Annotated in this window: 23 protein-coding genes; 5 read left to right on the forward strand and 18 right to left on the reverse strand. The window is 52.9% G+C overall.

The genetic code is table 11. The annotated features are described in order from the left end of the window. Positions 1-9 precede the first annotated feature (9 nt). The 13 genes from AB4Z29_RS29115 to AB4Z29_RS29175 all read right to left on the reverse strand — a co-directional run bounded on the left by AB4Z29_RS29115 (position 10) and on the right by AB4Z29_RS29175 (position 13,120). Entirely contained in the window at positions 10-891 is an 882-nt protein-coding gene (locus AB4Z29_RS29115; RefSeq protein ID WP_441946456.1) for a sugar phosphate isomerase/epimerase family protein, read from the reverse strand. Then, on the reverse strand, positions 891-1,841 hold the full coding sequence (locus tag AB4Z29_RS29120) for a hypothetical protein (protein WP_441946457.1): 951 nt from the start codon (positions 1,839-1,841) through the stop codon (positions 891-893). Before AB4Z29_RS29120 ends, AB4Z29_RS29115 begins: the two co-directional genes overlap by 1 nt. Before the next feature lie 47 nt (positions 1,842-1,888). Continuing rightward, positions 1,889-2,803 (reverse strand): hypothetical protein, encoded by a 915-nt coding sequence (locus AB4Z29_RS29125; protein ID WP_441946458.1) that lies wholly within the window; start codon positions 2,801-2,803, stop codon positions 1,889-1,891. Between the two features lie 221 nt (positions 2,804-3,024). Further along, positions 3,025-3,288, reverse strand: coding sequence for an acyl carrier protein (locus AB4Z29_RS29130; RefSeq protein ID WP_441946459.1), 264 nt, complete (start codon positions 3,286-3,288; stop codon positions 3,025-3,027). Next, positions 3,242-4,849 (reverse strand): class I adenylate-forming enzyme family protein, encoded by a 1,608-nt coding sequence (locus tag AB4Z29_RS29135; protein ID WP_441946460.1) that lies wholly within the window; start codon positions 4,847-4,849, stop codon positions 3,242-3,244. Before AB4Z29_RS29135 ends, AB4Z29_RS29130 begins: the two co-directional genes overlap by 47 nt. Continuing rightward, on the reverse strand, positions 4,846-6,666 hold the full coding sequence (locus tag AB4Z29_RS29140) for an ABC transporter ATP-binding protein (RefSeq protein ID WP_441946461.1): 1,821 nt from the start codon (positions 6,664-6,666) through the stop codon (positions 4,846-4,848). The genes AB4Z29_RS29135 and AB4Z29_RS29140 overlap by 4 nt, the downstream gene beginning before the upstream one ends. Next, on the reverse strand, positions 6,653-8,023 hold the full coding sequence (locus AB4Z29_RS29145) for a glycosyltransferase family 4 protein (RefSeq protein WP_441946462.1): 1,371 nt from the start codon (positions 8,021-8,023) through the stop codon (positions 6,653-6,655). Before AB4Z29_RS29145 ends, AB4Z29_RS29140 begins: the two co-directional genes overlap by 14 nt. After that, positions 8,007-8,993: a DUF6005 family protein gene (locus tag AB4Z29_RS29150; protein ID WP_441946463.1), complete on the reverse strand. Its 987-nt coding sequence runs from the start codon at positions 8,991-8,993 to the stop codon at positions 8,007-8,009. Before AB4Z29_RS29150 ends, AB4Z29_RS29145 begins: the two co-directional genes overlap by 17 nt. Next, positions 8,963-9,247, reverse strand: a complete 285-nt coding sequence (locus tag AB4Z29_RS29155; RefSeq protein ID WP_441946464.1) for a phosphopantetheine-binding protein — start codon at positions 9,245-9,247, stop codon at positions 8,963-8,965. The genes AB4Z29_RS29150 and AB4Z29_RS29155 overlap by 31 nt, the downstream gene beginning before the upstream one ends. A gap of 57 nt (positions 9,248-9,304) precedes the next feature. Then, on the reverse strand, positions 9,305-10,432 hold the full coding sequence (locus AB4Z29_RS29160) for a DegT/DnrJ/EryC1/StrS family aminotransferase (RefSeq protein ID WP_441946465.1): 1,128 nt from the start codon (positions 10,430-10,432) through the stop codon (positions 9,305-9,307). A gap of 14 nt (positions 10,433-10,446) precedes the next feature. After that, entirely contained in the window at positions 10,447-11,505 is a 1,059-nt protein-coding gene (locus AB4Z29_RS29165; protein ID WP_441946466.1) for a Gfo/Idh/MocA family protein, read from the reverse strand. Then, positions 11,502-11,771 (reverse strand): phosphopantetheine-binding protein, encoded by a 270-nt coding sequence (locus tag AB4Z29_RS29170; protein WP_441946467.1) that lies wholly within the window; start codon positions 11,769-11,771, stop codon positions 11,502-11,504. The genes AB4Z29_RS29165 and AB4Z29_RS29170 overlap by 4 nt, the downstream gene beginning before the upstream one ends. Next, a complete protein-coding gene (locus tag AB4Z29_RS29175; protein WP_441946468.1) occupies positions 11,771-13,120 on the reverse strand; it encodes an AMP-binding protein in 1,350 nt (449 codons plus the stop codon). Before AB4Z29_RS29175 ends, AB4Z29_RS29170 begins: the two co-directional genes overlap by 1 nt. A 451-nt stretch (positions 13,121-13,571) precedes the next feature. On the opposite strand from AB4Z29_RS29175, the gene AB4Z29_RS29180 reads away from it, so the two are divergent. The 3 genes from AB4Z29_RS29180 to AB4Z29_RS29190 are packed head-to-tail and all read left to right on the forward strand — an operon-like array spanning position 13,572 to position 16,657. Then, positions 13,572-14,096 carry a DUF4358 domain-containing protein gene (locus AB4Z29_RS29180; RefSeq protein WP_441946469.1) on the forward strand — a complete coding sequence of 175 codons (525 nt, stop codon included), beginning with the start codon at positions 13,572-13,574 and terminating at the stop codon, positions 14,094-14,096. Positions 14,097-14,101: 5 nt separating this feature from the next. Beyond that, complete coding sequence (locus tag AB4Z29_RS29185; RefSeq protein WP_441946470.1) at positions 14,102-15,484, forward strand: MBOAT family O-acyltransferase; 1,383 nt, start codon at positions 14,102-14,104, stop codon at positions 15,482-15,484. 33 nt (positions 15,485-15,517) lie between these two features. Beyond that, on the forward strand, positions 15,518-16,657 hold the full coding sequence (locus tag AB4Z29_RS29190) for a DHHW family protein (RefSeq protein ID WP_441946484.1): 1,140 nt from the start codon (positions 15,518-15,520) through the stop codon (positions 16,655-16,657). Positions 16,658-16,798: 141 nt separating this feature from the next. Here AB4Z29_RS29190 and AB4Z29_RS29195 read toward each other — a convergent pair whose 3' ends face one another. The 3 genes from AB4Z29_RS29195 to AB4Z29_RS29205 all read right to left on the reverse strand — a co-directional run bounded on the left by AB4Z29_RS29195 (position 16,799) and on the right by AB4Z29_RS29205 (position 18,294). Beyond that, positions 16,799-17,116 carry a MazG-like protein gene (locus tag AB4Z29_RS29195; RefSeq protein ID WP_441946471.1) on the reverse strand — a complete coding sequence of 106 codons (318 nt, stop codon included), beginning with the start codon at positions 17,114-17,116 and terminating at the stop codon, positions 16,799-16,801. Between the two features lie 198 nt (positions 17,117-17,314). Further along, entirely contained in the window at positions 17,315-17,626 is a 312-nt protein-coding gene (locus tag AB4Z29_RS29200) for a hypothetical protein (RefSeq protein WP_441946472.1), read from the reverse strand. A 203-nt stretch (positions 17,627-17,829) separates the two neighbouring features. After that, complete coding sequence (locus AB4Z29_RS29205) at positions 17,830-18,294, reverse strand: VOC family protein (RefSeq protein WP_441946473.1); 465 nt, start codon at positions 18,292-18,294, stop codon at positions 17,830-17,832. A 100-nt stretch (positions 18,295-18,394) separates the two neighbouring features. Here AB4Z29_RS29205 and AB4Z29_RS29210 point away from each other — a divergent pair, with 100 nt between their 5' ends. Beyond that, positions 18,395-19,324: a helix-turn-helix transcriptional regulator gene (locus AB4Z29_RS29210; RefSeq protein ID WP_441946474.1), complete on the forward strand. Its 930-nt coding sequence runs from the start codon at positions 18,395-18,397 to the stop codon at positions 19,322-19,324. Positions 19,325-19,524: 200 nt separating this feature from the next. Here the strand turns inward: AB4Z29_RS29210 and AB4Z29_RS29215 are convergent, their stop codons facing one another. Continuing rightward, the gene (locus AB4Z29_RS29215; protein WP_441946475.1) at positions 19,525-19,758 is read right to left on the reverse strand and encodes a stalk domain-containing protein; all 234 of its coding nucleotides are present in this window, start codon (positions 19,756-19,758) and stop codon (positions 19,525-19,527) included. A 236-nt stretch (positions 19,759-19,994) separates the two neighbouring features. After that, on the reverse strand, positions 19,995-20,528 hold the full coding sequence (locus AB4Z29_RS29220) for a MarR family transcriptional regulator (protein ID WP_441946476.1): 534 nt from the start codon (positions 20,526-20,528) through the stop codon (positions 19,995-19,997). 218 nt (positions 20,529-20,746) lie between these two features. Between AB4Z29_RS29220 and AB4Z29_RS29225 the strand changes: the two genes are divergently transcribed. Then, the gene (locus AB4Z29_RS29225; protein ID WP_441946477.1) at positions 20,747-21,769 is read left to right on the forward strand and encodes a nitroreductase family protein; all 1,023 of its coding nucleotides are present in this window, start codon (positions 20,747-20,749) and stop codon (positions 21,767-21,769) included. The last annotated feature ends 573 nt before the right edge of the window (positions 21,770-22,342 follow it).

Genomic DNA, 22,342 nt, shown 5'->3' on the forward strand with positions numbered 1-22,342 from the left:
TACGCTTTGTTACCCTCCTAAGCGGCCTGACGCGGAATTCAACTTGTATATGCAAGGCAGTGCCTTGATCCAGGCTATCTCTTCGGACAAATAGCGGTAGGGATCGCTTCCGAACCATTCCAAAGATAAGGAAGCCCTTGGGTCCTCGTCTCGGAGCAGCGAAAATATGGCTTCGTAGTCGACGGCGCCTTCCGCCAGCGGAACCATGCCTACTCGCGTCCCGCCAGGGGCATACACGTTGTCCGGCGAGAAGACGGCAAGCTCGCGGCGGCTCCGTACGTTCTTGCAGTGGTAGTGCACCGTCCATGGCGACAGTCTCTGATACGCGCTTGCGATATCGTCGCCCGCTTCCCACAGATGCAGGAAATCCAGGTTCACGCCAAGCATGGGATGATTGACCTCCCTAATCAATCGCAGCGTAGACGCCAGATTGTCTGCCAGCGTGCCGGGATGCGTCTCGATGACGGTGCGAATGCCGTGCTTCCACGCCAGTCCCGCCATCTCACGCAGCCTGCCGGCCGCTATCTGCCAGTCCTCCTCCCGGGATTGCGCGCTGGGCGTATGCCCGGCGAATATCCGGATTTTATCGCTTTCGAACATACGCGCAAGCGCGATCAAGTTTTTCCATTGCCGCCAAGCTTGGGCGTCATAAATCGCCTCCGTCTCGGCAAGCAACGGTACGTAACCGCTGATCATGACGACCTTGAGCCCCCTTCGCCGCATGCCTAGCACGGCACGGGCCGCCTGCATCGGCATGCGGCGGGCCATGGCCGCGGCATGCGCGCCCCACAGCTCAATGCCCGCGAAGCCATTAAGCGCTGCGAAATCCAGCAGCTCCGGGAACGAGACCAGCTCATGCCGGAACGAAATGGAGCATAGATGAATGTTCATCACTCAGACCCGCCTCTCGCCGCCAAATATTCGAGAAGCTCCAGCTCCGCAAGCCGGACTCCCTCCAGCTTGCGCAGCATTCCTTCCCGAAGGTCCTCTGCCGGCCTGCGCTTCCCAAGCTTCGCCAGCAGCAGATTAACGTTCATCCAGCCCCGCTTCACAGCTCCAGCTCTTCGGTCGCCCTCTGCCGATTCCCATTCCGAGTACGATCCAAGCTCGCGATAGCTTTGCCATACGAGACCCCGCATCCGGATCATGGCGGAGAGCGCGATCATGTTCTGCTCTGCCCACGTTCTGCGCCGTTCTTCTTCCCAATCGGCGCTGGCTGCAACATCGGCGCAGAAGAGCTGGAAAGCTCTGCCCGCTTCCCTCCGATAACCGTTCAGAATCGCAGCCGACTCCTTGCGCAGCGATTCTCGCCGAGAGGGACGGCTATATGCAGCGTCCCAAACCAGCTTGCAGTAAACGAGTTCATTTCTTCTCACGCTGGCGTGCAGGAGCTCCGCCGCTGTCATTTCTCCCGCGTAACCGGCTACCGGATCGACGATCTCATAACCTCCCTCCCCTTCTCCATCACACCTTCTATGGAGCAGAATGCTATGGTAGAAACCAGCCGACTCGAAGCCCAGCATGGACCTCGGGAAAAATCGCAGCCGGGAGGCTCTGCATAATACGATTGCCATTCCGCCTTCATCGAGCAGCGAGCTTATCTCCTCGGCGCTCCCCGAGGTAAGGTAGAAACGGATTCCGTATTCGAAGCGCAAATCAATCCACTTCATGTTCCGAACGGACATCAGCATGCCGTCATAATATCCGATATGCCAGTAGCCCAGCAGAAAATAGCGTGGATCGCCGCCGGAGAGCGATAGCGCGGATACGATGCATGATGCCGTGCATTCCAAAGCGGCTAGCCCAGCCGGGCTTTCGGGACGATAAACGACTGTATCCATGTCCGTCTTCCTCCTCCTCAATAGTTAGATTGAACGAAATGACGAAATCAGGACACATGGCTGACGAAGGGATGGCACTTCCCGCTGACGGGATGGGGCTGAATCTCCTCTACATGCTCCACGGCGATTTGCAATTCGTCTGCCAGAAGCACCCTTTTAAGCAAATTCGCCAGCTTGTCCGCCGCTTCTGCCAGCTCCGCGTCGCTGCTTGGTCTGCCTGCAATACGGAGGCGGAAGTCATAATGCGACTCCTGAACGAGCTGGAACTGCCTGACGCCAAGATCTGTCGCCAGCCACTTGTAGAACCCGTCAAGATACCGAAGGACGGCGGACTGAACCTCTCTGCCAGGAAGCTTGATGGAGGATTGCCGGAATGGCATCAGTGTAAGGATCGGCCCCCCGGAGCCTCCGTCACGACTGACTCTCCCCATGTCCCCCGTTCTGTAGCGCAGAAAGGGCAGGCTGTTCATGGCGAAGGAAGTAACAACCAGCTCCCCCGTCCCGTCTTCGGGGACGGGCTGCAGCGTGACCGGGTCCAGCACCTCCACGTACACGAGCGATTCGTCGATGCGAAGCACACCGTCCTTGCCCGCGAAGGCGATGAGCCAAATCTCCTCCATGCCGTAATAGTCCAGCATCGGCACGCCGAAGACGCGCTCGATCTCCCTGCGCTGCCCCGGCTGCGCGTATTCACCCCAGTTCTGCAAGGCAACGAGCGAGTCAGGTACCGGTAATCCGTTCCTTTCCACATGCATGGCAAGCTCATACAGTCCGGAGCAGCGCCCCTGAATCAAATTCGGCTTTTCCTGCATCATCCGGTTGCCGTACAGCGTCACCATCCTGCGGTCCGCAAGCAAGGCGTTGCCGAGCAGCAGCATGCGGCCGTTTGCCGGCACGCCGGCTCTCCGCCGACTCCGCTGAATGGCGAGCCCAAGCGTCCGCTGCTCCTCCCGAGTCTTCACGCAGCGGAACGGCGTGCCCGTGCTGCCCGAGGTATGGGAGACGATCAACGGTACCTGAGAGGGAAGCTCAAGCAGCTCCCGATTGGCGTTGATCGTTGCCTTGTCCATGACGGGCAGATCGCGGAAGGATGCGCCGGCATTTTGAAACCGCCGATAAAACGGATATCGCTCGAACGCCGTCGCCGCGGCCCGCTCCAGCCGTTCCGGCATCGCGCTTCCCGTCATGACGCTGCCTTCCCGCGAACGAACGCGACCACGGATTCCACCGTGCTGAATACATGCGGCTGCAGGTCCTCAGCGTCGGTTTCGAAGCCGAACCTCTGCTCCAGCAGCGTAAGCAGCTCCAGCACATGCAGCGAATCCAAATATAGATCATTCAGCAGAGAATGCTCCAGCCGTATGTCTTCCGGCCGCCTTCTCAGCAGCCCCGCCATAATGTCAATGACCGTCAATTGCAAGGGAGATCTCTCTTCTTCCGTAATCATCGTACCCCTCCTCTACTTTTGCTTGAATGGCTCTCCTGTCCAGCTTGCCCGTCTTCGTACGGGGCAGCGCCGGTACAATCACAATGTCCCGGGGTCTTCCCGCCGCGGTAAGCCGTTCCCGGCAATAATCGAGCAGCTCTGTCACGGCTTTCGCATAGTCATATGCGGAGCCACCCTCTTCTAGGACAACAAAGGCGACGGGGCGGCTTCCCGTTGCCGCGTCCGGCATGCCCGCCGCGGCAGCCTCTGCAACAGCGGCATGCGACAGCAGAACATTCTCCAGCGTTTCCGGATGGAACAGATGGCCTGCTACGTTGAACGCATAGTCCGATCGGCCGGTCAAGTATAGGCAGCCCTCCTCGTCCAGCCATCCTTCGTCCTTCGTCCGCAATCCGAACGGCGTCAACGCCTCTGCCGTGCGCATCTCGTCGTTGTAATAGCCCAGCATCACGTTATCGCCCCTGACGACGACCTCCCCCGTCTCGCCTGGCGGACATGGCCGTCCGTCGCGGTAAATGGCGAGCTCAACGCCGGGAACGGCCATCCCCGCCGAACCGGGCTTGGCCGCGAGCCAGCGCGAGGGCAGATACGTCACGCGCGGCGATGCCTCCGTCAGCCCGTAGCATGGCATGATGTCCGCGGCTGGCAGTCTGCTATGCATCAGCAGCAGCACATCGGGCGGCATCGCCGCGCCAACGACGATCAGCTTCCGCAAGCTTTGACAATCCTCTGCCTGCCACTTGACGGACTTAGCAAGCGGCAGCATGACGGCAGGCACGGTACATAGAAACGTCGGCCGATGCTCTCGGATCGCGGCAATCAGCTGCAACGGATGGGTCAAGCCTGGCGCGAGAGCAATGTTCATTCCCGCATGCAGCGCAAGCAGCCATTCGCCCGTTACCGTCGAGCAATAACCCAGCGACTTTGTAATGAGCACGGTGTCGCTTCCGCCCAGTTCCAGGCTCTGCCTAATAGACCGGACGTTGGACCACATATTGCGAAGGCTCAGCATAATGCCCTTAGGCGTACCTGTGGAGCCGGAGCTCATGAAGATGAACGCCGTATCATGCGGCGGTGCATACCGTCGCGTTCGTTCTGGCAGCCCACGCGCTCGGTCTAACATCGCCGGATTCCAGACCTCTCCTGCCTCACCGTCCATGAGCAGCGCTCCGTGTCCCGCTAGCGAGCCCCAGCCCTCTGGCAGCCGAGAAGCCGAGAGCAACGACGGGCTATAGAGGAAAAGCTCGGCTTCCAGCCCGTCCAGTATCGCGGGTATTTCCGCAATAGCGGAAGCAGCATGAAGCGGAACCGGTATGCCGTCCGCCAGCGCGACGGCCATGATGGCACGGAAGCAAGCCGGGGAAGACGTCATCCAGATCGGCGCGATAAACCGCGGCCGAAGCTTCAGGCTTCGAAGAAGCTCCGCCATAAGCAGCGCCTCCCGGAAAAGCTCATCATAGCTCATATAGCGGCGTTCACCATCCATATCGTAGAACATGCCGCGATCCGCTCTGGCGGTATCCTGCAGCCACTTGGCAAACGAAATCGGTACTGTGCTCATGCCGGCATCTCCCCCCTGGACAATTCGAGCAGCCGATCCGAAGGCACTCCCCCGTCATCGGACTCCTCCGCTTCCGAGATATGGCTTTGGCGGCTCAGCATCGCAAGGTAAGGCGCGCTTCCGCGCTTCAACAGCTCGGCATGACTGCCCTTATCCGTTACTACCCCCGCTTCCATTACGTAGATCAAGTCCGCCTCTTCCACAGTTTGGAGCCTATGCGTGGACATCAGCGTCGTTTTCCCTTTCATCAGCTCGGCCAAAGACTGCAGCACCTGCCCCTCCGTCCCTTGATCAAGCGCCGAGGTTGGCTCGTCTAGGATGAGCACCTCCGGCCGTTGCAGGAACACTCTGGCGATCGCGACCCGCTGCCGCTGTCCTCCCGACAATCCGTCGCCCCGATGGCCCAATATCGTAGCCAGCCCAGCGGGCTGGCTGTCGATCCAAGGCCCTAAGCCCGCCTTGCAGGCAGCCTCGTAAATTTCCTCATCCGTTGCATCCAGCCGTCCGATCGCAATATTATCGCGGATACTGCCCGCGAACAGAAAGCTCTCCTGGAACACCACTCCGATGCGACGGTTTAGAAATTCCCTTGTCCATGCGGCATGCGGCACGCCTCCCAGCCGGATTACGCCGGTCTCAACCGGCATGAAGCCGAGGATCGCGCGGAACAATGTGCTTTTGCCCGAGCCGCTTCGTCCGACGAACGCGGCCGTCTGTCCCTCGTTCAGGGCAAAGTCGACACCGTCCAATATCGTCTGGTCTCCGCCTAGCACCGTTAGACCTGCAGCCTCGACAGCCGGCAGAAGCCAAGGTTGTCCCTTCGCTTCTGCCGCAACGCCCTCGCGGGGCATCGGCTCCTCTGGCGAGCAGAGAAATTCCTCGATTCGCTTCATGGCCACTTCCCCGCCTTGGAGCTCCCCGACGAAGTGGTTCATGGCCTGTACGGGGGCAAGCGCGTTGTTTAAGTAGGAAACCAAAGCGACGAGCATGCCGATCGTCATCGTCCCGTCCAGTACCCTGCCGGAGCCGAAGCCGTAGACCACGACGACGATGCCGCTTACCGCGAGCGAGCCTGAATGGGCCGACAGCACCCGGTACAGCGTATCCTTTACGCTAGCTCCCACCAGATTGCGGTAGCGGGCTTCGTTTCGTTCCCGCTCCCATCGTTCAAGTCCATGAACGCGAATCTCCCGCGAGCCCTCGATGCTTTCGTACAAATACGTGCCGATCTCCTCGTTATGCGCCCTGACCGCGCCCGTATGGCGCATAATGAGCGAACGGAACATCCGGGGAATCGCCAGCAGAACGGGGATAACCGCGAGTGCCGCGAGCGCAAGCTGCCAATCCAGGTAGAAAATGATCGCGAGCGCGAACAGCAGCGTGTACCACTGGGAGAGCAGCTCCTTGACCACATGGTTCAAAAAATTGCCCATCGTCGCGGTGTCCATGCCCATCAACGCGGAATATTTGCCCGCGCCATGCCGTTCGATCTCGGCCATCGGCAATCGGCGCAGATGCGCGAGGATGACCTCGCGCAGGTCCAGCGTATGCCGGATGCCCAAGTATCGGAACATGGCGGCTTGCACGGTCCCAAGCAGCACCGAACCGAGCGCGAGTCCTCCCGAAGCGAGCAGCAGCGGAGCGAGCAGCCCCCTTTCGCCTCCCGTCAATACCCGGTCGATCAGCATCAAGAAAAGATACGGCTGCACCAAGCTGCAGGTCAAGCTCGACAAGGCGCATACATATGCGGCTGCCGTGAGCGGCCAACGAATGCGGACATAAGGCGTCAGGCGCATAAACAATCTAATGCTCTGCATAAGCGGACCTCCCCGCATAATGGCTTGCAATCGGTTTGACGAGCGGCATCCAGTCCGACAGCCGCGTTTCGGATGGAGATGTTACGATTCTTAGCAGGGACTGTTCAAGGAATGGCAGCTGCCGCAAATGCTCTGGCCGGTACAGCTGCCCCAGCTGGGGCAGGCTTTGCCCCATCATCGAGACGACGTCCAACTGCTCCGACTCGCTGATTGCCGATCCCGCGGCGAGCCCGACCTCCCGGACGACTGCCGGGAATATGTCCCGGTAATCGTATCTTTCCGCCGATGCCGCTGCCTGCCGGGACATGCGCGTCCGCAAGCCGTCGTTCATAAGCAGTGACAGGACGGCTTTCGACGCCTGATACTCGTCCACGACAGGGCTTGGCCCATCCCATTCGCAAGGAACCAACAAGCCGTCCTCCCCGTCGTTCACCACGTCGCGGAATCCATTCCAGTCCGCGCAGATGGCGGGCACTCCCCACGTTTTTGCTTCCAGAAGGTTATAACCAAACGTCTCTCCGGGATCCGTCGAGACGTTGACGAGCAGATCAGCTTCTGCGAATAAGGACTCCTTCGCTTCCCCTTCAACAGAATTTGCGAAGATGACGTGACGGTCTAATTCAAGGCTCGCGACCAATCCCGTAATTAACGTTTCGTAGCCCACGATTTGCGCCCTATCCTTACCGGTATATCCCCCTGCGACGGTTAGAGTGGCATCCGGCAAGACGTCCAGCACAGCTGCGAACATCCGCAGCAGCATCTCGATGTTTTTCACGTCCTCCAGCCGCCCGATGGACAGCAGCCTTCGCCCGTTCCTTCGTCCGAGTGACTCCTCTACCTCGCTCCAGGCTCTCCGTTCTATAGCCAGCGGTATAACCTTGGCCAGCTCGTAACGAGGAGAGATTCGGCACAAAGCTTCCTTGCTGCTCGGGGTTGAGCATAGCAGAACGTCCCGTTCGCTCAGGAACGGGGCAATGCCCAGCCACTGTCTCAGCCAATGCTCGGAAGCCACCGAATGTGCGATAACCAAGAAGCCAAGATCGATGCCGCCTGCTGTCCTGCCCATGAACAAATAGGGTGCAAGGGCGGGAATGTTCAGATATAAGGTCTGCACGCCATAATGATTCCGCAGCTCCAGAAGCCGGTCCGACATGCGCTGCAGCGACTCCGGCCAATCGCGAACGAATCGTTCTACCGAACCGCCAAAAAGCCGGTACAAGGCGATCGGAGGAATCGGGACCAGCTCGACATGCAATCCCATATAACGAACCCAATTGGAGTCGATTGCCCGCTCATTCACCATTCTTGCCGAGCCGGAGGAATAACCGATACGGAGCTTCTTATACGACCCGCTCATGCCCCGCCGCCTCCCATCGTTCGAATAGCGTCCACAATGCGCCTCGAATGTCGCGCTCCAGCTCAGCCAGCTTAGCGAGCTTCGCCCGCGCATCGGTCAGCTTGGCATGGTTGCCAAGTACCCCGAGCCTCACGATGACAAGCACAATATTTTCCCATTTGACGAGCAGCTGATCCAGCATTTCCAGTATCGGTGCCCCATTCCCTCCGCCTTTGTCCGCAAAATAACGGGCAGCTTCGCCGAGTCCTTTCCAGCGCTTCGCAATGACCCCTACTTGTCCGATGCTGGCGTACAGCTTCGCCGCCGTATAGTTCGGGGTACCGTTCTCGATGTGGCTCAAATAGTCATCCACGCCTATTATCAACGGACTCGTACCCCTATCGAAATGCATGCGGAACGCATCAACCGCATGAATGCGGCTAGGCTCCGATGCTTTGTCCAGGCGAAGCGTGATGCCGGAGCTCAGCCCCCCGCAAGTAAATGCTTCGTACAGCACCTTACGCGTAATCTCTCCCTCCCAATCGAAGAAAGGATCCACTGCACGCAAGCCGCCGTCCTGACCCCGCTCCACGATGAGCATATGCGGCAAATGCTTCAGTCCGTAGCAGATCGCGGAATGCGGCATGTAATACAGATCAACGAGCGCAATAACGGATACCGTATCCCCCGTCTCCGACAACTCCTCCTCCAGCTTCGCGAACTTCTGTTCCTTCTCCCACTGTGGCTCCAGCCAGCGAGTCAGGCACGGTCCATACAGCTGCTCGAACCGCCGCAGGTCGATATCGGGATCGATTTCTTCCGAATAGTAGGAGAACCCGTCTTCATTCGCAATAAACGGAGCATTCCAGACGCCTAGATAGATGGGACGAGGGTCCATGTTCGTCCGGTTCCGTACAAGGTGCGCCAAACAATCCAATAAGCAATGAATCGGCGGGCCGCTCATGCCGTATTCTCCTTTCGCTTGGCGCATATGCTGTCCGCCAGTCCTCCCAGCGTCCCGACGACCTCGGAACGCAGCTCTCCGTCGGATAGCGTCAATCCATACCGCTGCTCCACACGAAGGATCAGATTAATCATCACAAATGAATCCACGCCTGCAGGCTCCAGCAGCTCATTCTCACCAATTCGCTCCGCAAGCCCGGCATCATCGATTAGCACCGCAATGTCTTCCCGCAGGCCATTCATAATGCCCTCTCGTTCTTCTTCCCGTTCCATGCCTGCCATTACCATTCACGCTCCCCATGCTCATATTCGGCTCCTCCTTCACATGACAATGGGCCGTTAGCTCCGATAAGCAGGCGAAGCAAGCGCCCCTTTCAGCCCTTCCGCCACCTCAATCACCGCTTCCTCATTCATGCCGATATGCATGGGCAGGGACAGAATGCGCTCCGAGCAGAATTCCGCAATCGGAAAGTCTCCCTGCTTGTAGCCAAGATGGCGGAACGCCGGCAGAAGATGTACAGGCAGCGGATATTGCACCGCGGTCAAGATGCCTTTCTTCTGCAAATAACGCCGAGCGTTCTCCCTTGCCTCCACAGGCAATCTCACCACGTACAGATGGAACACATGGCTGTCATCGCCGCGGTGCGCAGGCAGTACGATTCCGTCGACCTGACCCAAATAGCGTTCGTAAAGCCCCGCTATCCGCCTACGATGCGAGGTCCACTCGTCCAGCCGCTCGAGCTTCAGGCTCAGCGCAAGTGCCTGCAAGGCATCCAGCCGGCTGTTATAGCCCGGTATATCATGCGTATACCGCGTCTCTCCGCCGTGATTGCGCAGCTTGCGAACGGTCGACAGCAGCGATTCATCCGAGGTGACAATAGCTCCACCGTCTCCGAGCGCCCCCAGGTTTTTGTCCGGATAAAAGCTGAAGCAGCCCGCATCGCCCATGCTGCCGGCAGGCATGCCGCCAAGTCTCGCTCCCGCAGCTTGGGCGCTGTCCTCCACGACAGCGATTCCCCGCTCCCGCACAAGCGTGATCCATGGCGACATGTCCACCATCTGGCCGTATAGATGTACCGGAATGACGGCTTTCGTGCGCGGAGTCAGCTTCTCCATCAGACTCTCCGGATCGATGAGATAGCTTCCCAAGTCGCAATCCGCAAGCACCGGCGTCGCTCCCGTATGGTGAATCGCCTCGGCGGTCGCGACGAACGTGTTGGCAGCCGTGACGACCTCGTCGCCCGGCCCTATGCCGAGCGCCTTGAGCGCCAGAAACAGCGCATCGGTTCCATTGCCGACGCCAGCCGCGTGAGACGTTCCGGAATATCGGGCGAATGCCCCTTCGAATTCCGTGACCGGCTGCCCGCCGACGAAGACACCCTTCGCGGCCAATTGTCCTGCTGCGGCAAACCACGCTTCCCTAATTTGTTCGAATTCCAACTGCGGTCCCGCGAACAATATTCCCATGCCTTTCCCCCTTGTTAGACGGCTCCCTGCGACAGGGACTTATCTCCGGTAGCCAAGCGATGCCCTGAGTCTCCCTGCGCGGCAGACGCTCTTATTTCGTCCATGACGATCATGCCTTCGATGGCCTCCTCCAACGTAACAGCCAGCTCGCCCTCTCCGGACAGCTTGGCAGCGAACGAGCCATAAATGTGGCGCACCGCGTCCAAGTCTCCCCGATAGCTCTTCTTGCCGGAATGCGAGGAGGGAAGCGGGTTCGGCAGCCCGTTCACCAGCTGTAGGACGGCTTCGCCCTGCTCCGTGATTCGAAGGGTTCCGAACTCCCCTCCGACAATCCACTGCGGATCAGCCGCGTGGGAGCCAAAGTGGATATTGAGCATAAGCAGAATGCCGTTATCCAGCTCAAGATGAGCCGTCACGCAATCCTCCACGTCTCCCTTTCCCAAACGCAAGCGATGTATAATCGCGGTCACGTTTGTTCGGCTGCCGAGCTTGAGATGAAGCAGCTGGTCTATCAGGTGAACGCCCCAATCCAGCAGCGCCCCTCCGCCGTATGCGCTCTCATCCCGCCAGGAAGGCCGAAATGACTGTACGCCAAACGAGGCGCCGGAGCCGAATTGATGATGTCGTCGTTCAACGAATTGGATCCTGCCCAGCACGCCGCTCTGAAGCACCTCCTCCAGAGTCGCCATGGCGGGGTCGAACCGTTTGTTATGAAATACCGTGACGATCCCGCCATGCTTATGGGACAGCTCCCGCAGCAGCAGCGCTTCTTCCGCGTTGACGGTCACGGGCTTCTCGACGAGCACATGCTTGCCGCGGCGCAGCACCTCTGACGCGATCGCGTAGTGGCTGCGCGGAGGCGTCGCAATCAGTACCGCGTCCGTCTCGCCGTCCAGAAGCTCGTCGAGCCGTTCCCAAGCGGTCAAGCCTCTGCGCTCCGCCAGCACCCGCCTTTGCTCAGTCAGATCGAATACGCCGCAGATGTGGTATTCCTGCATTTTCCTCAGAAGCGGCAGATGGGTTAACTCGACGATGCGACCAAATCCCGCAATCCCCAGGTTCACCCGCTTCATCGGAGGGCGGCTCCCGATATCTGTAGGGCGACAACAAAATCCGTCAAGCTGCCGACCGTCGCGAACACGCTTGGATCGACGTCCTCTTCGGGAAAAGCCACCTCAAAATATTCTTCGATATACACGGCAAGCTGCAAAATCATAATGGAGTCCAGGTTCAAATCCTCGTTCAGCCTGTCCGTTTCGTTTAGCTCAGCGGGCGCTGCGACATCCAGCTCCTCCGCGATAATCTTGCGCAGCCCTTCGACAATGCGATTGCGTTCCATTATTGTTCCTCCTCCCATTTACGAAGCCATCTTCTGCTTATTTTTCCCGACGTCTTGCGCGGGATTTCATCTACGAGCCGCACGGCGCTCGGTACCTTATAGCCGGGCAGCAGCTTCGAACACTCCGCGCGGACCGCCTCAGTACCGATCTTTCCGTCGGCCACGATCAACGCCTTGACTGTCTCTCCCCACACGGAGTGTGCAGCTCCGTACACGACCACCTCCCTCACGCCATCTATTCCGGCAATCGCCCTCTCCACCTCGCCAGGCATAACCTTCTGCCCCGACACATTGATCAGATCGTCCAGCCTGCCCAGCACCCGAAGCTCGCCTCCTGCCGTCACGACGCCTATATCCCCCGTCCTCACTACCTGCGTACCGCTTCTTGCCACGAGTTCCTTCGCGGCGCCTTCGGATGAGACCGCGCCTTCGCCACGCTCCGCCGGGAGGCTCTCCGCTCTGACATGCAGATGGGCCAGCGGCCGCCCCGCCTCATCGGGCCGCTCCGGCCCTGCCTTAAGAGAGATACAGCCGATCTCGGAGCAGCCATACTGCTGCCATACCTCGCCCGCCGCAGCCCTCAGCTTCGCCAGCATGCTTTCGGTCAAGGGCGCACCGGAGCTGATCGCCTTCCGGTAACGAACCTCGCCTTTGCTAAGCGAATCCATGAGCCCGTATAAGAAAGGAACCGCATAGACGATACTGTCCGGGTTATCGCGGATATGGCGCAATGCGGCTTTCGGATTCCGGGTATGGACGACATGCGGAATATCCTCTCTCGCCCAAGCAGCCAGCACGCCCGTAATAAGGCCGTATGAATGGGACACCGGCACAAGCACGAGCGGGGGCTCCCCGCCTGCGGCCGCAAGCGAGCTATTGTAGCTTACCGTCTCCCATGCGATATCGGACCAAGCCCGGCTGATTAGCTTCGGATCGCCCGTCGTACCCGAGCTGAACTGCAGCAGCGAGGGCTCAAATTGCCGCTCGCTTGCTGGCGTAATAATCGTTGAGCGGGTTGCAGCTTGTCCCGTTATCCTATCCCCTCGCTCCGGCAATTTTAAAGAAAGCGCTTGCAAAGGCGCGTCTAAAAGCAACGCCCGGCAGCCTGCTTTCGCCGCCATCGTCGCCGCCTCATCGGCCGGCGTGTCTCCGTGAAGCAGCAGCGCTGAGGCATGATGCTCGCGGAAGTAAATGACCGCAGCCAAGATGTCTACCGGATCGCGCAGCCGAATCGCATAGCGATGCCCTTCGGGCGAGCGGCATGGCTCCAGTTCCCCGATCACTCGCATCCGCGATGCGAACTGCGCTTTGCTCCAGGTATTGCCGTCTACTTTCAGCATGGGGTCCATAGCGCAACAACTCCTTTTTCTTACGATTCTAGGGTTGTCCACCTCCTTATTCAATATATAATTCTTCAGAATGTGCGCCATTTTTCAGGATTGGCGAAGCGTCCAGGACACATCCGACACCTATCGACGGAACTCCCCATTATTCGACCAGATACTCGCTTCAGCTTTGCTCTGCCAGGCATGGATGCCAGCGCATCCTAGACTCATTTGCGCACAAGAAATCGCCTTCTCCAAATCACGAACTCGCTTTTCCACATTCCGCGAGCCCCTTCACCTTATGAAGCCAAGGCAATACCGTATCATCCTTCGTAGCGCTCGCTGCCCTTAACGGCAATCACGCATGCTTCGCGTCATTTTTTACCATAATAACGCGAACAGCAACAATAACGATTTTAGTTTCGTCGTTATTATTTGAAAAACAAAATAAAAGACACCAAGGAGATTAAACTGAATGAAGAAAAATTACTTCGCTTTTATGCTCGTTATTGCGCTTGGATTGGCGCTGACTGCCTGCTCGGATACCGGCTCGAATAATAACGCAGGCGGGAGCAACACAACGAATAAAGAGCAAGCCGCTGTTACGACGAAAACAACCAAAGAAATCGTGGACGGTATGCTGGCTACCATCGAACAGCCAGCGCTAATCGAAATGACCGGCGATATGGTGAAGCAAATGTTCTATATTGACCCCGCGCTGATGGAAGAATATACGATTATGTCTCCGATGATGAATGTAAAAACCAATGAAATTGCCTTATTCAAAGTGAAGGACGCCAAGAATGTCGCAGCCGTTGAAGAAGGCGTGAAAAAACGTGCCGCCGACGTGCAAAAAACGTTCGAAACGTATCTTCAGGATCAATATGAAAATGCTAAAAATTATAAGCTCGTCACGAAAGGCAACTACGTATTATTCATTATTTCCGAGGAAGCAGATAAATTCGTTGCTGCCTTCGATACGTATTTCGAGCAAAAATAACGAGTATGGTATTTAGCAGCCTACTGTTTCTCTTTCTATTCCTGCCTGCCGTGCTGCTGCTCTATTTCGTGTCACCGTGGCGAATCAAAAACCTTGTATTGTTCGCGACAAGCCTCGTTTTCTACGCATGGGGCGAGCCCGTATACATTGCAATCATGCTGCTCTCTACGGTTACGGACTTCAGCTTCGGACTGCTGCTCAGCAATCCGAAGCGCAGCAGCGCGCAGCGGAAATGGATCGTTGTCGCCTCGATCATCGTCAATTTAAGCTTGCTTGGGTATTTCAAATACGCCGATTTCCTCATCCAGAACGTCAATAGCCTAATCGGCACCCAAATTCCATTAACGGAGCTGGCGCTGCCAATCGGTATTTCCTTCTATACCTTTCAATCGATGTCCTACATTATTGACGTCTATAGGGGAACGGCCAAGGCACAGCGCAATTGGCTCGACTTTGGCACCTTCGTCGCTTTGTTTCCTCAGCTTGTCGCGGGGCCCATCGTACAATATTCGACCATTGCCGAGCAGCTTCGCCATCGCACCGTCAACGCCCCGCTGTTTGCGGAAGGAGTTAGGCGTTTTATTATCGGATTAGCCAAAAAAGTACTGTTAGCCAACAATATTGGTTTAATGTGGAATACTATATCCAGCTCAGGCACAGATTCGCTTCCCGCTCTTACCGCTTGGCTAGGCATTATTGCATTTGCTTTTCAAATCTATTTCGATTTCAGCGGGTATTCGGATATGGCGATCGGGCTCGGCATGATGTTCGGCTTCCGTTTCAATGAAAACTTCAACCGCCCTTATACGGCGCAAAGCATCACCGATTTTTGGAGACGCTGGCATATATCGCTTAGTACCTGGTTCAGAGACTATCTATATATTCCGTTAGGCGGGAACCGCAAAGGTCCATGGAAGCAGCTTCGTAACATTATGATCGTCTGGCTGCTAACCGGGATCTGGCATGGAGCAAGCTGGAACTTCCTGCTATGGGGGTTGTATTTCGGAGTCGTGCTCGTCTTGGAGAAATGGTTCGCGTTGAAGCTTCTGCTGCGGGTGCCTGCTTGGGTCCGGCATGTCTATGCGCTGCTTCTTATTCTAATCGGCTGGGTATTTTTCGCCTTTGAGGACTTATCGGATATGGGTGCGTATTTTGGCGCCATGTTCGGCATGAATCATCAGCCTGTATGGAATAATGAATCGCTGTATCTGTTATATACAAACGCTATTTTACTCGTCTTATTGACCATTGCGTCTTTGCCGAAGCGCCGGGAAAAACCCGGCTCAAGTCCAGTCATCCAGCTTGGCTGGCACGCCATGCTTTTCTTCATGTCAGTGGCATATTTAGTCGATGCTACATTTAATCCATTCTTATATTTCCGATTCTAACGAATAAGGAAGGAGGCCGCTGCATTGAGCAAGATGACAGACCGCATATATGTATGGGGCTTCGTAGCCCTTTTGTTCACCATGTCATTATTGTTCTTTCTATTGCCGATCCAAGCGTTCTCTGATGTGGAGAACCGTACGCTGCAGAAAGCGCCTAAGCTAACCTGGGACAATCTGTGGTCCAAAACATTTTCAGACGAATCAGAAAGCTACGTTACCGATCATTTTCCATTCCGCAATCAATGGGTGTGGACGAAGTCTATGCTTGAGCAGCTGCGACTTCAGCAGGAAAACAACGGTATTTACAAAGGGGCCGACGGTTATTTATTCGAAAAGCTGAGTGCACCTGCTTATGCGGAAATAAAGGAATACGCCGCTGCGGTGCAGCTGTATGCGCAGAATCACCCGAACGCCAATATGACGTTCATGCTAGCCCCCACCTCGATTGGGTTATATCCAGAGCGCTTGCCGTGGCTCGCTGAAGCTTATCCGCAGGATGAGATCAATCGCTTTATCGGCAAGCAGGTGCAAGGCAGCCTGACCTTTATGGACGGCTTTGATTTTCTCGACAGCGCAGCACACTCTGATAAACCTATTTATTATAAAACAGACCACCACTGGACTACGTATGGCGCTTACCTTGCCTACGCCGCATATGCCAAGCAGATGGGCTGGACGCCGGCTGCGGAGAGCGATTTTGCTATTGAAACGATTACCGACTCGTTTCTTGGCAGCTATCATACACGCAGCCAGTTCAGCGGCGTGAAGCCCGATGCCATTGAAGCTTATAAGGACAAGAGCGGCATCCAAACCGACATGTATATTGCCGACATGGACCAAACGGTCAACAGCATGTACGACCCAAGCTATTTGGCGAAAAAAGATAAGTATTCTTATTTCCTTGGCGGCGTCCATGCGCTTATAACATTGCATAGCAAGCTTCCGGCTAACCAGGCCCAGCTGGATAAAATGCTCGTCATTAAAGATTCTTACGCCCATAGCTTCCTGCCATTTCTGACACAGCATGTGCAGGATATCCATGTCATTGACATTCGTTATTATAATGGCAGCATCAGTGACTATATGGCGGAGAATGGCATCGAGGATGTACTGATGCTTTTCAATACGACAACATTTAGTGGCGAACGCAACCTACTCAAATTGAAATATTAAAGCAAACAGCGGCAGCCACCGTTTTTATTCTCATCCAAGACTGCCGCTTCTTTATTTTGCAATGGTTTCCCATTCTTTCTTCTATTATTCTTCTATTTCTATTCTAATTTTCTTCTATTTCCCTATTTCATCACCGCTCCATTATTCCGCTAACCGTTCCTCCGTTTTGGTTAAGAATTGATCTACTGCTTCAACAATATCTATATTCATCCGATCAGCTAAAATGGTCAGCCACCATATGCTTTCACCAAGCTTATGTTTCAGTTCCAAGGCCGGTTCTCCGCTTGTTGGCCAGCGCCCCTGCTGTGACATCGTCAGTCTCCCTACCAATCCGGCATCTGTCAAAAATGCCAATGCATCTTCTTCGATTGTCCATTCCGTTCCATGATGCGTTTTTTCCAAAGCATGATATTTTTTTCTAATTTGAACGGAACGCTCAACTGCTTCCGTAAATTCCATTTGCTTCATCCTCTTTCTTCGTCAATTAAATAGGAATACTGTTCGAATGCATTCACTCCTATCCCCAGTATACAACCCTTAATTGGACGACTGTATGTCATATTATAAGCGTAAACGACTGTCGCCATCCTCTGTGGCAAAGGCAGTCGTTTCATATAAACGTATTTATGTGTGAAAACATATATTTATTGAAAAAGACTAGTCATTATCCTTTGAGAAAGGTCGCCAACCGTTAGCCTTAAGTTTCGCGATATATGTTTCTATATGTATGTTCTCCAACTCTATGGCTAGCGGGGACAACGAAACCCAGCATTCTTCAGAAGCATAATTCATCGTAATTTTGACCACTTCGTAGCCGTTGTGATAATCCGAGTCAAAGCCTGGATCATCGATGATATCCCCTTGCATGGGACGAATCGCAGAATCAAATGTTTTCATAAGCGACGCATGGGCATCCCTTTCGCATTCCTGTGTAACGGATGAAACGAATAGTATGAAATGTATTTTCATAAAGTCCTCCTATTTTTCCATTATGGATAACGTCCGGCACTGCTTTTTATATATTCGTTGCGATTTTTGGATGGTTCAATTTATGAACCGCATTTCTCAGTCTTCTGCACCTTGGCTTTACTTTATACTAACACGACTCCACAGCTTGAATAAGCAGCATAAAAAAATGGTCTTCAGTTGCAAGACCATTTTTTTAGAATGAGTTACTGTTTGTTGGAAATTACTCTATCAAGGAACTTATCAGCATCACTATTAAACTTCCAAACAACACCGAATTTATCAGCCAACATTCCGAAGCAGGAGGACCAAGGCATTTCTGATAACGGCATGATAACATAACCGCCTACAGACAAATTAGAAAAGTAATTTTCCAGTGTCTGTTTATCATCAATAACGAGACTAATCATTATATTGTTTCCTTTAACCAACTCGCCCGTTACACTCTTCATCGAAGGCAGAATATCCGACATCATGATTTTCCCGCCAGCGAATTCGATTGAAGATTCCATGATCATATTTAATTCATTTTCTGGCAATGGATAGTTTGGATCTTGCGGAAAATCGCTGAATTTTACCGTTTTCACCTCGTTTGCATGTAAAGCCTCCGAATAAAATTCAATCGCTTGTTCTGTGATTCCATCAAAATTTACATATGCAATAGCTGCCATAAAGTTATACCTCCTTCTTGTAATAAATGAAGTATAATATATAATCGGTGACATACGTATGTCATCCTTTTAAAAAAAGCACAAAAACAGAGGAGAAAATATGGAGAAGGTTGAGAGATTAATATCTATCATCATGATATTGCTGAGAAAAGAAAATATCGTTTCAACAAAAGAATTCGCTCAATTATTTAACGTTTCCAAAAGAACGATTCTTCGTGATATGGAAACACTGAGCTTATCAAACATTCCGATCTATTCTGTCATTGGAATTAATGGCGGCTACGGCATTATGGATGAATACAAGGTCGATAAACGTCTTTTAAGCAGCTCCGACTTGGAGAATATATTGACTGCACTCAGTGGATTGGAACAAATTCTAATTAGCGAGGAAGTTGAAGTGACGATAAGAAAAATAGAAGCCATGGTTAGCCCTTTGTCTACGAAAGGTTCGATCCAACTGTCATTTTATGATTGGGAGGGACGGTCTGAGGTTCTTCAAACCTTGAAGATATGCCAAGAATCGATATTAAAAAGAAGCTTAGTTTCATTTGATTATATAGATAGAAATGGGACCACAACGAATAGAATTGTCGAGCCATATCAGCTTCATTTTAGCGAATCGAGTTGGTACTTGAAGGGATTCTGTTTGCAACGCCAGAGATATAGAACATTTAAATTATCCAGGATCGATCATCTTATTATGGATGAAAACACATTTAACCCTAGGGATTATTTATTGGAACAAGAACATGAAGCAAGTTATCAACCGCAACTAGTCGCGATTAAGGCGTTGATTTCGCCTAGCATAACAGATCGATTCATTGAAAGGTACGGTCGAAAGAGTATGGAATACTACAACTCTGAATATTTTTTAGCCACCATCTATGTTCCACAAAACAGTATTGGCTTTCAATTTTTAGCGAGCTTCGGGACATATTTGGAAATAGTAGAGCCGAAAACCTATGTTGAAGAATTTCGAAATTATTTGAATACCATGGTGGAGAAGTATACTTCAAAAGACTCCCATTAACATCAACATGTTGGCGGCGCGCATAATCTTAAACGATGCTGTCCGTTTGCTGCTTGTCGTAATGTTTGAACAATAGCTTCATCCAAGTAATCAGGGTTAACGAATTGAACGTAGTCGATACTTTATCTCGTTATCGCCTTGAGCGCCTACGGTTTGTATCGGCAAAGAATGGCGAGATCATCGGCGTACCTTACCAATTTTTAAAGATATGAGAATTGCTTCTCCCCGAATGTATTTTTGCACGTCTCAAGAACATGCCTAATTAAAAATAAAAACCCGCCATATATGCGGGTAAGAAGAGCTGAAATATACAGAGCTATTTTTTTCTCGAATAAGATTACGGTTTTGTGATTCGCCATATATTCTACGGTCGATTCCAACAGCTCAGACACAAAACGTACTGGTACAAACGTACTCCCTTTCTGTAACAGCAAAGGCGTATCAAAAGAACTAGCATCGTATATATAACTTCTTATACTTCAATGTAGCCATTCGGCATTGAACTATCGTTTCCGTTAGCTCAATACAAAAAGATCATATGGATCCAAATGTTTCGTCATCTTGTCTAACTCAGAAGTACGGAACCAGTCATTTCTAATGAGTGGCCGTATTTTATAGTAGTTTCATCAAGTCACTATAGGGGCAGGTACAGGGAGGGTGCGGAGAAAGTTTAGCCGCCGACCTGGCCTTCCTCGCTCGTTCCCGCCTTATCGTCACCCTTCATGAAGCTATCTCCCTGATCGATCATCATTTGAAAAAACTTCAAAGACGCCTGCAGCTCCGCTTCCGTGAAAGAGCTCATGAGGCTAATGAAATTTCGCTCAATCTGTTCATGCATCAAAGCGTGCACCTCGAAGATCCGCTTTCCTTTGAAAGACAGGCTGAAATACACTTCCTTCTTGTTGTCGTTCAACTGACTTCGCTTAATGTAACCTTCCTGAAGCAGCTTTGTGCTGATCTTCGTGATGCTAGCCTTGGACAGGTTCATCTTCTCCGCGATGGACACGTTATTGATCGGTTCGTTGTTGCCGATGCAATCGATGACGTGAACGCTTGTCATGCTGTTCGGAAACGAAGAGATTCCGTGCTCTCGCGCAAGCTCCGCGAAACCGTCGATCTCGCTTGAAAACATCTGCTCGGTTAAATGCGTGTAGTGAAGAAACCGGCCATACAACAATCGCTTGAGCGATTCGGAAGGAATCATCCGATGACATCCCCTTTTTTTTGCAAATAGATGATGCTACTATTTCTTATTATCATTACTTTGTTAACTAATATATCAAACAGAAAATAAACAGTCAAATCCGTATTATATCCTGAATTCTGTTGATTGACTTCTCCGTTTTACTGATATATAGTTTACCAGTAAACAAAATAACGAAGCCTGAAAAATCATATTCGGATTAGACTGGAGGGATTCTATTGGAATTTTCCGCAACGATAAAAGAACGAAGAACCATTCGCAGGTTTAAATCTACGCCGATCAAGCAAGAGCTGATCGCATCCTTGCTTGAGCAAGCCGCAAACCTATACGCGGCCGAAGAGCAACCGCGCTGGCGCTGCACCTACTACGACACGTTTGATGCGCGTCTAAGATTGGGAAAGAGCATGATCGCCAAAGTCAAGGAAAGCACGTTCGGCAAACTTATCCCGGATAAAATGATGGACATCTACACCCGACAAATTACGCAGACTCCCGCCCATCTGGTCTTCGTCTCGGAAGCATCGGACGATGAGCGCGAGAGCGATGCCCATTACGCCGCAGTTTGCAGCATCATACAAAATTTTCAGTTGCTCGGATGGAAGCAAGGGCTGGGCATGATCTGGTACACCGATCCGGTGATCAAGAACGAGGCATTCTATAAAGAAATCGGATTGAAGGACGGGGAACGGTTCGCTGGCATTCTAAGTGTCGGCTACTTCGAGAAAACACCAAGAGCCCGGAAGCGAACACCCGCGGAGCAAAAATGGACCCTGCTGGGCGGAGTCGATTCAAGCTCGCATGCGGAGCCAGCGCGCATCACACCTCAACACGTGCTGGAAATGCTTAATGTGGCGGTCTGGGCGCCGAACGACGGCCTGCGAGAGCCCTGGCGTTTTATTTACGTCGATGGCGGCGAGGCAGCCCGCTCGATTCAGCCGTCTCTAGGCAATCCTTCGCAGACTCACCTGCTGGTCCTGATGAAAGAAGAAGCTGATCTCCATAAACGGGAAGAAGATTACGCCGCGGTATGCTGTTTGATCCAGAACGTTATGCTGCTAGCCCAATCCGCTCCCTGGCACGTTCGCCGGCACATGCCTGAATGGATCTACGACCGCACGCAATACGGCCAGTTAGAAGTCGGAGCGAAAGAGCGGATCGTGGCCATACTGGAGTTCGGAGGCAACCCTCTTCACTCGGATGTCGTTCCTACGGCAACGGCGCTGGACTTGACGCGAAGGTAAGCTTAAGGTTTCTATAGTTATTGCCAACATTACTGCTACTAGCAAATATAACCAAGAGTTCAAACAGAAGTAAAGAGGGTAAAAAGACTCTTTACGGTTATACTGTTTTCAATGTTGGTAAGGTTGCTGTTGGTCTTACAGGATACCTTGTATCTAGTAAATCGGTTACAGGTACAGCGGGCGTCTACAAAATTAGTTTCAATGCTACAGAAAGCGATGTTTCCGAATTCGTCAAAACCATCAAAGTAACGTTCAAGTTCTAATCTTCTAATATATTAGTGTTCACATTTGTTTAAGCAAAAATGCCCCTAACTAAAAAAACTGACCGGATCAAGCCAAAACTTGCCCGGTCAGTTTTTTACATTCTAAATAAGAGAATTGCTCGAGTATCTGGACATTCATTAGTCCAGCCGATTCCCGTATTCATTTCATCGACTTAATATTCAGTTTTAATTCGCCACATAAAAATAGACTAACCCACCCGTTATTTTAACGAGCTTGCCACTCTCAGCCAGCAATCTCAACACTATAGCTTTCGATTATATAACTGAAATCTCAATCGCTTCGTTTACT

Origin of the sequence: Paenibacillus sp. 2TAB23 (assembly GCF_052115165.1) — a bacterium.
GTDB lineage: Bacteria > Bacillota > Bacilli > Paenibacillales > Paenibacillaceae > Pristimantibacillus.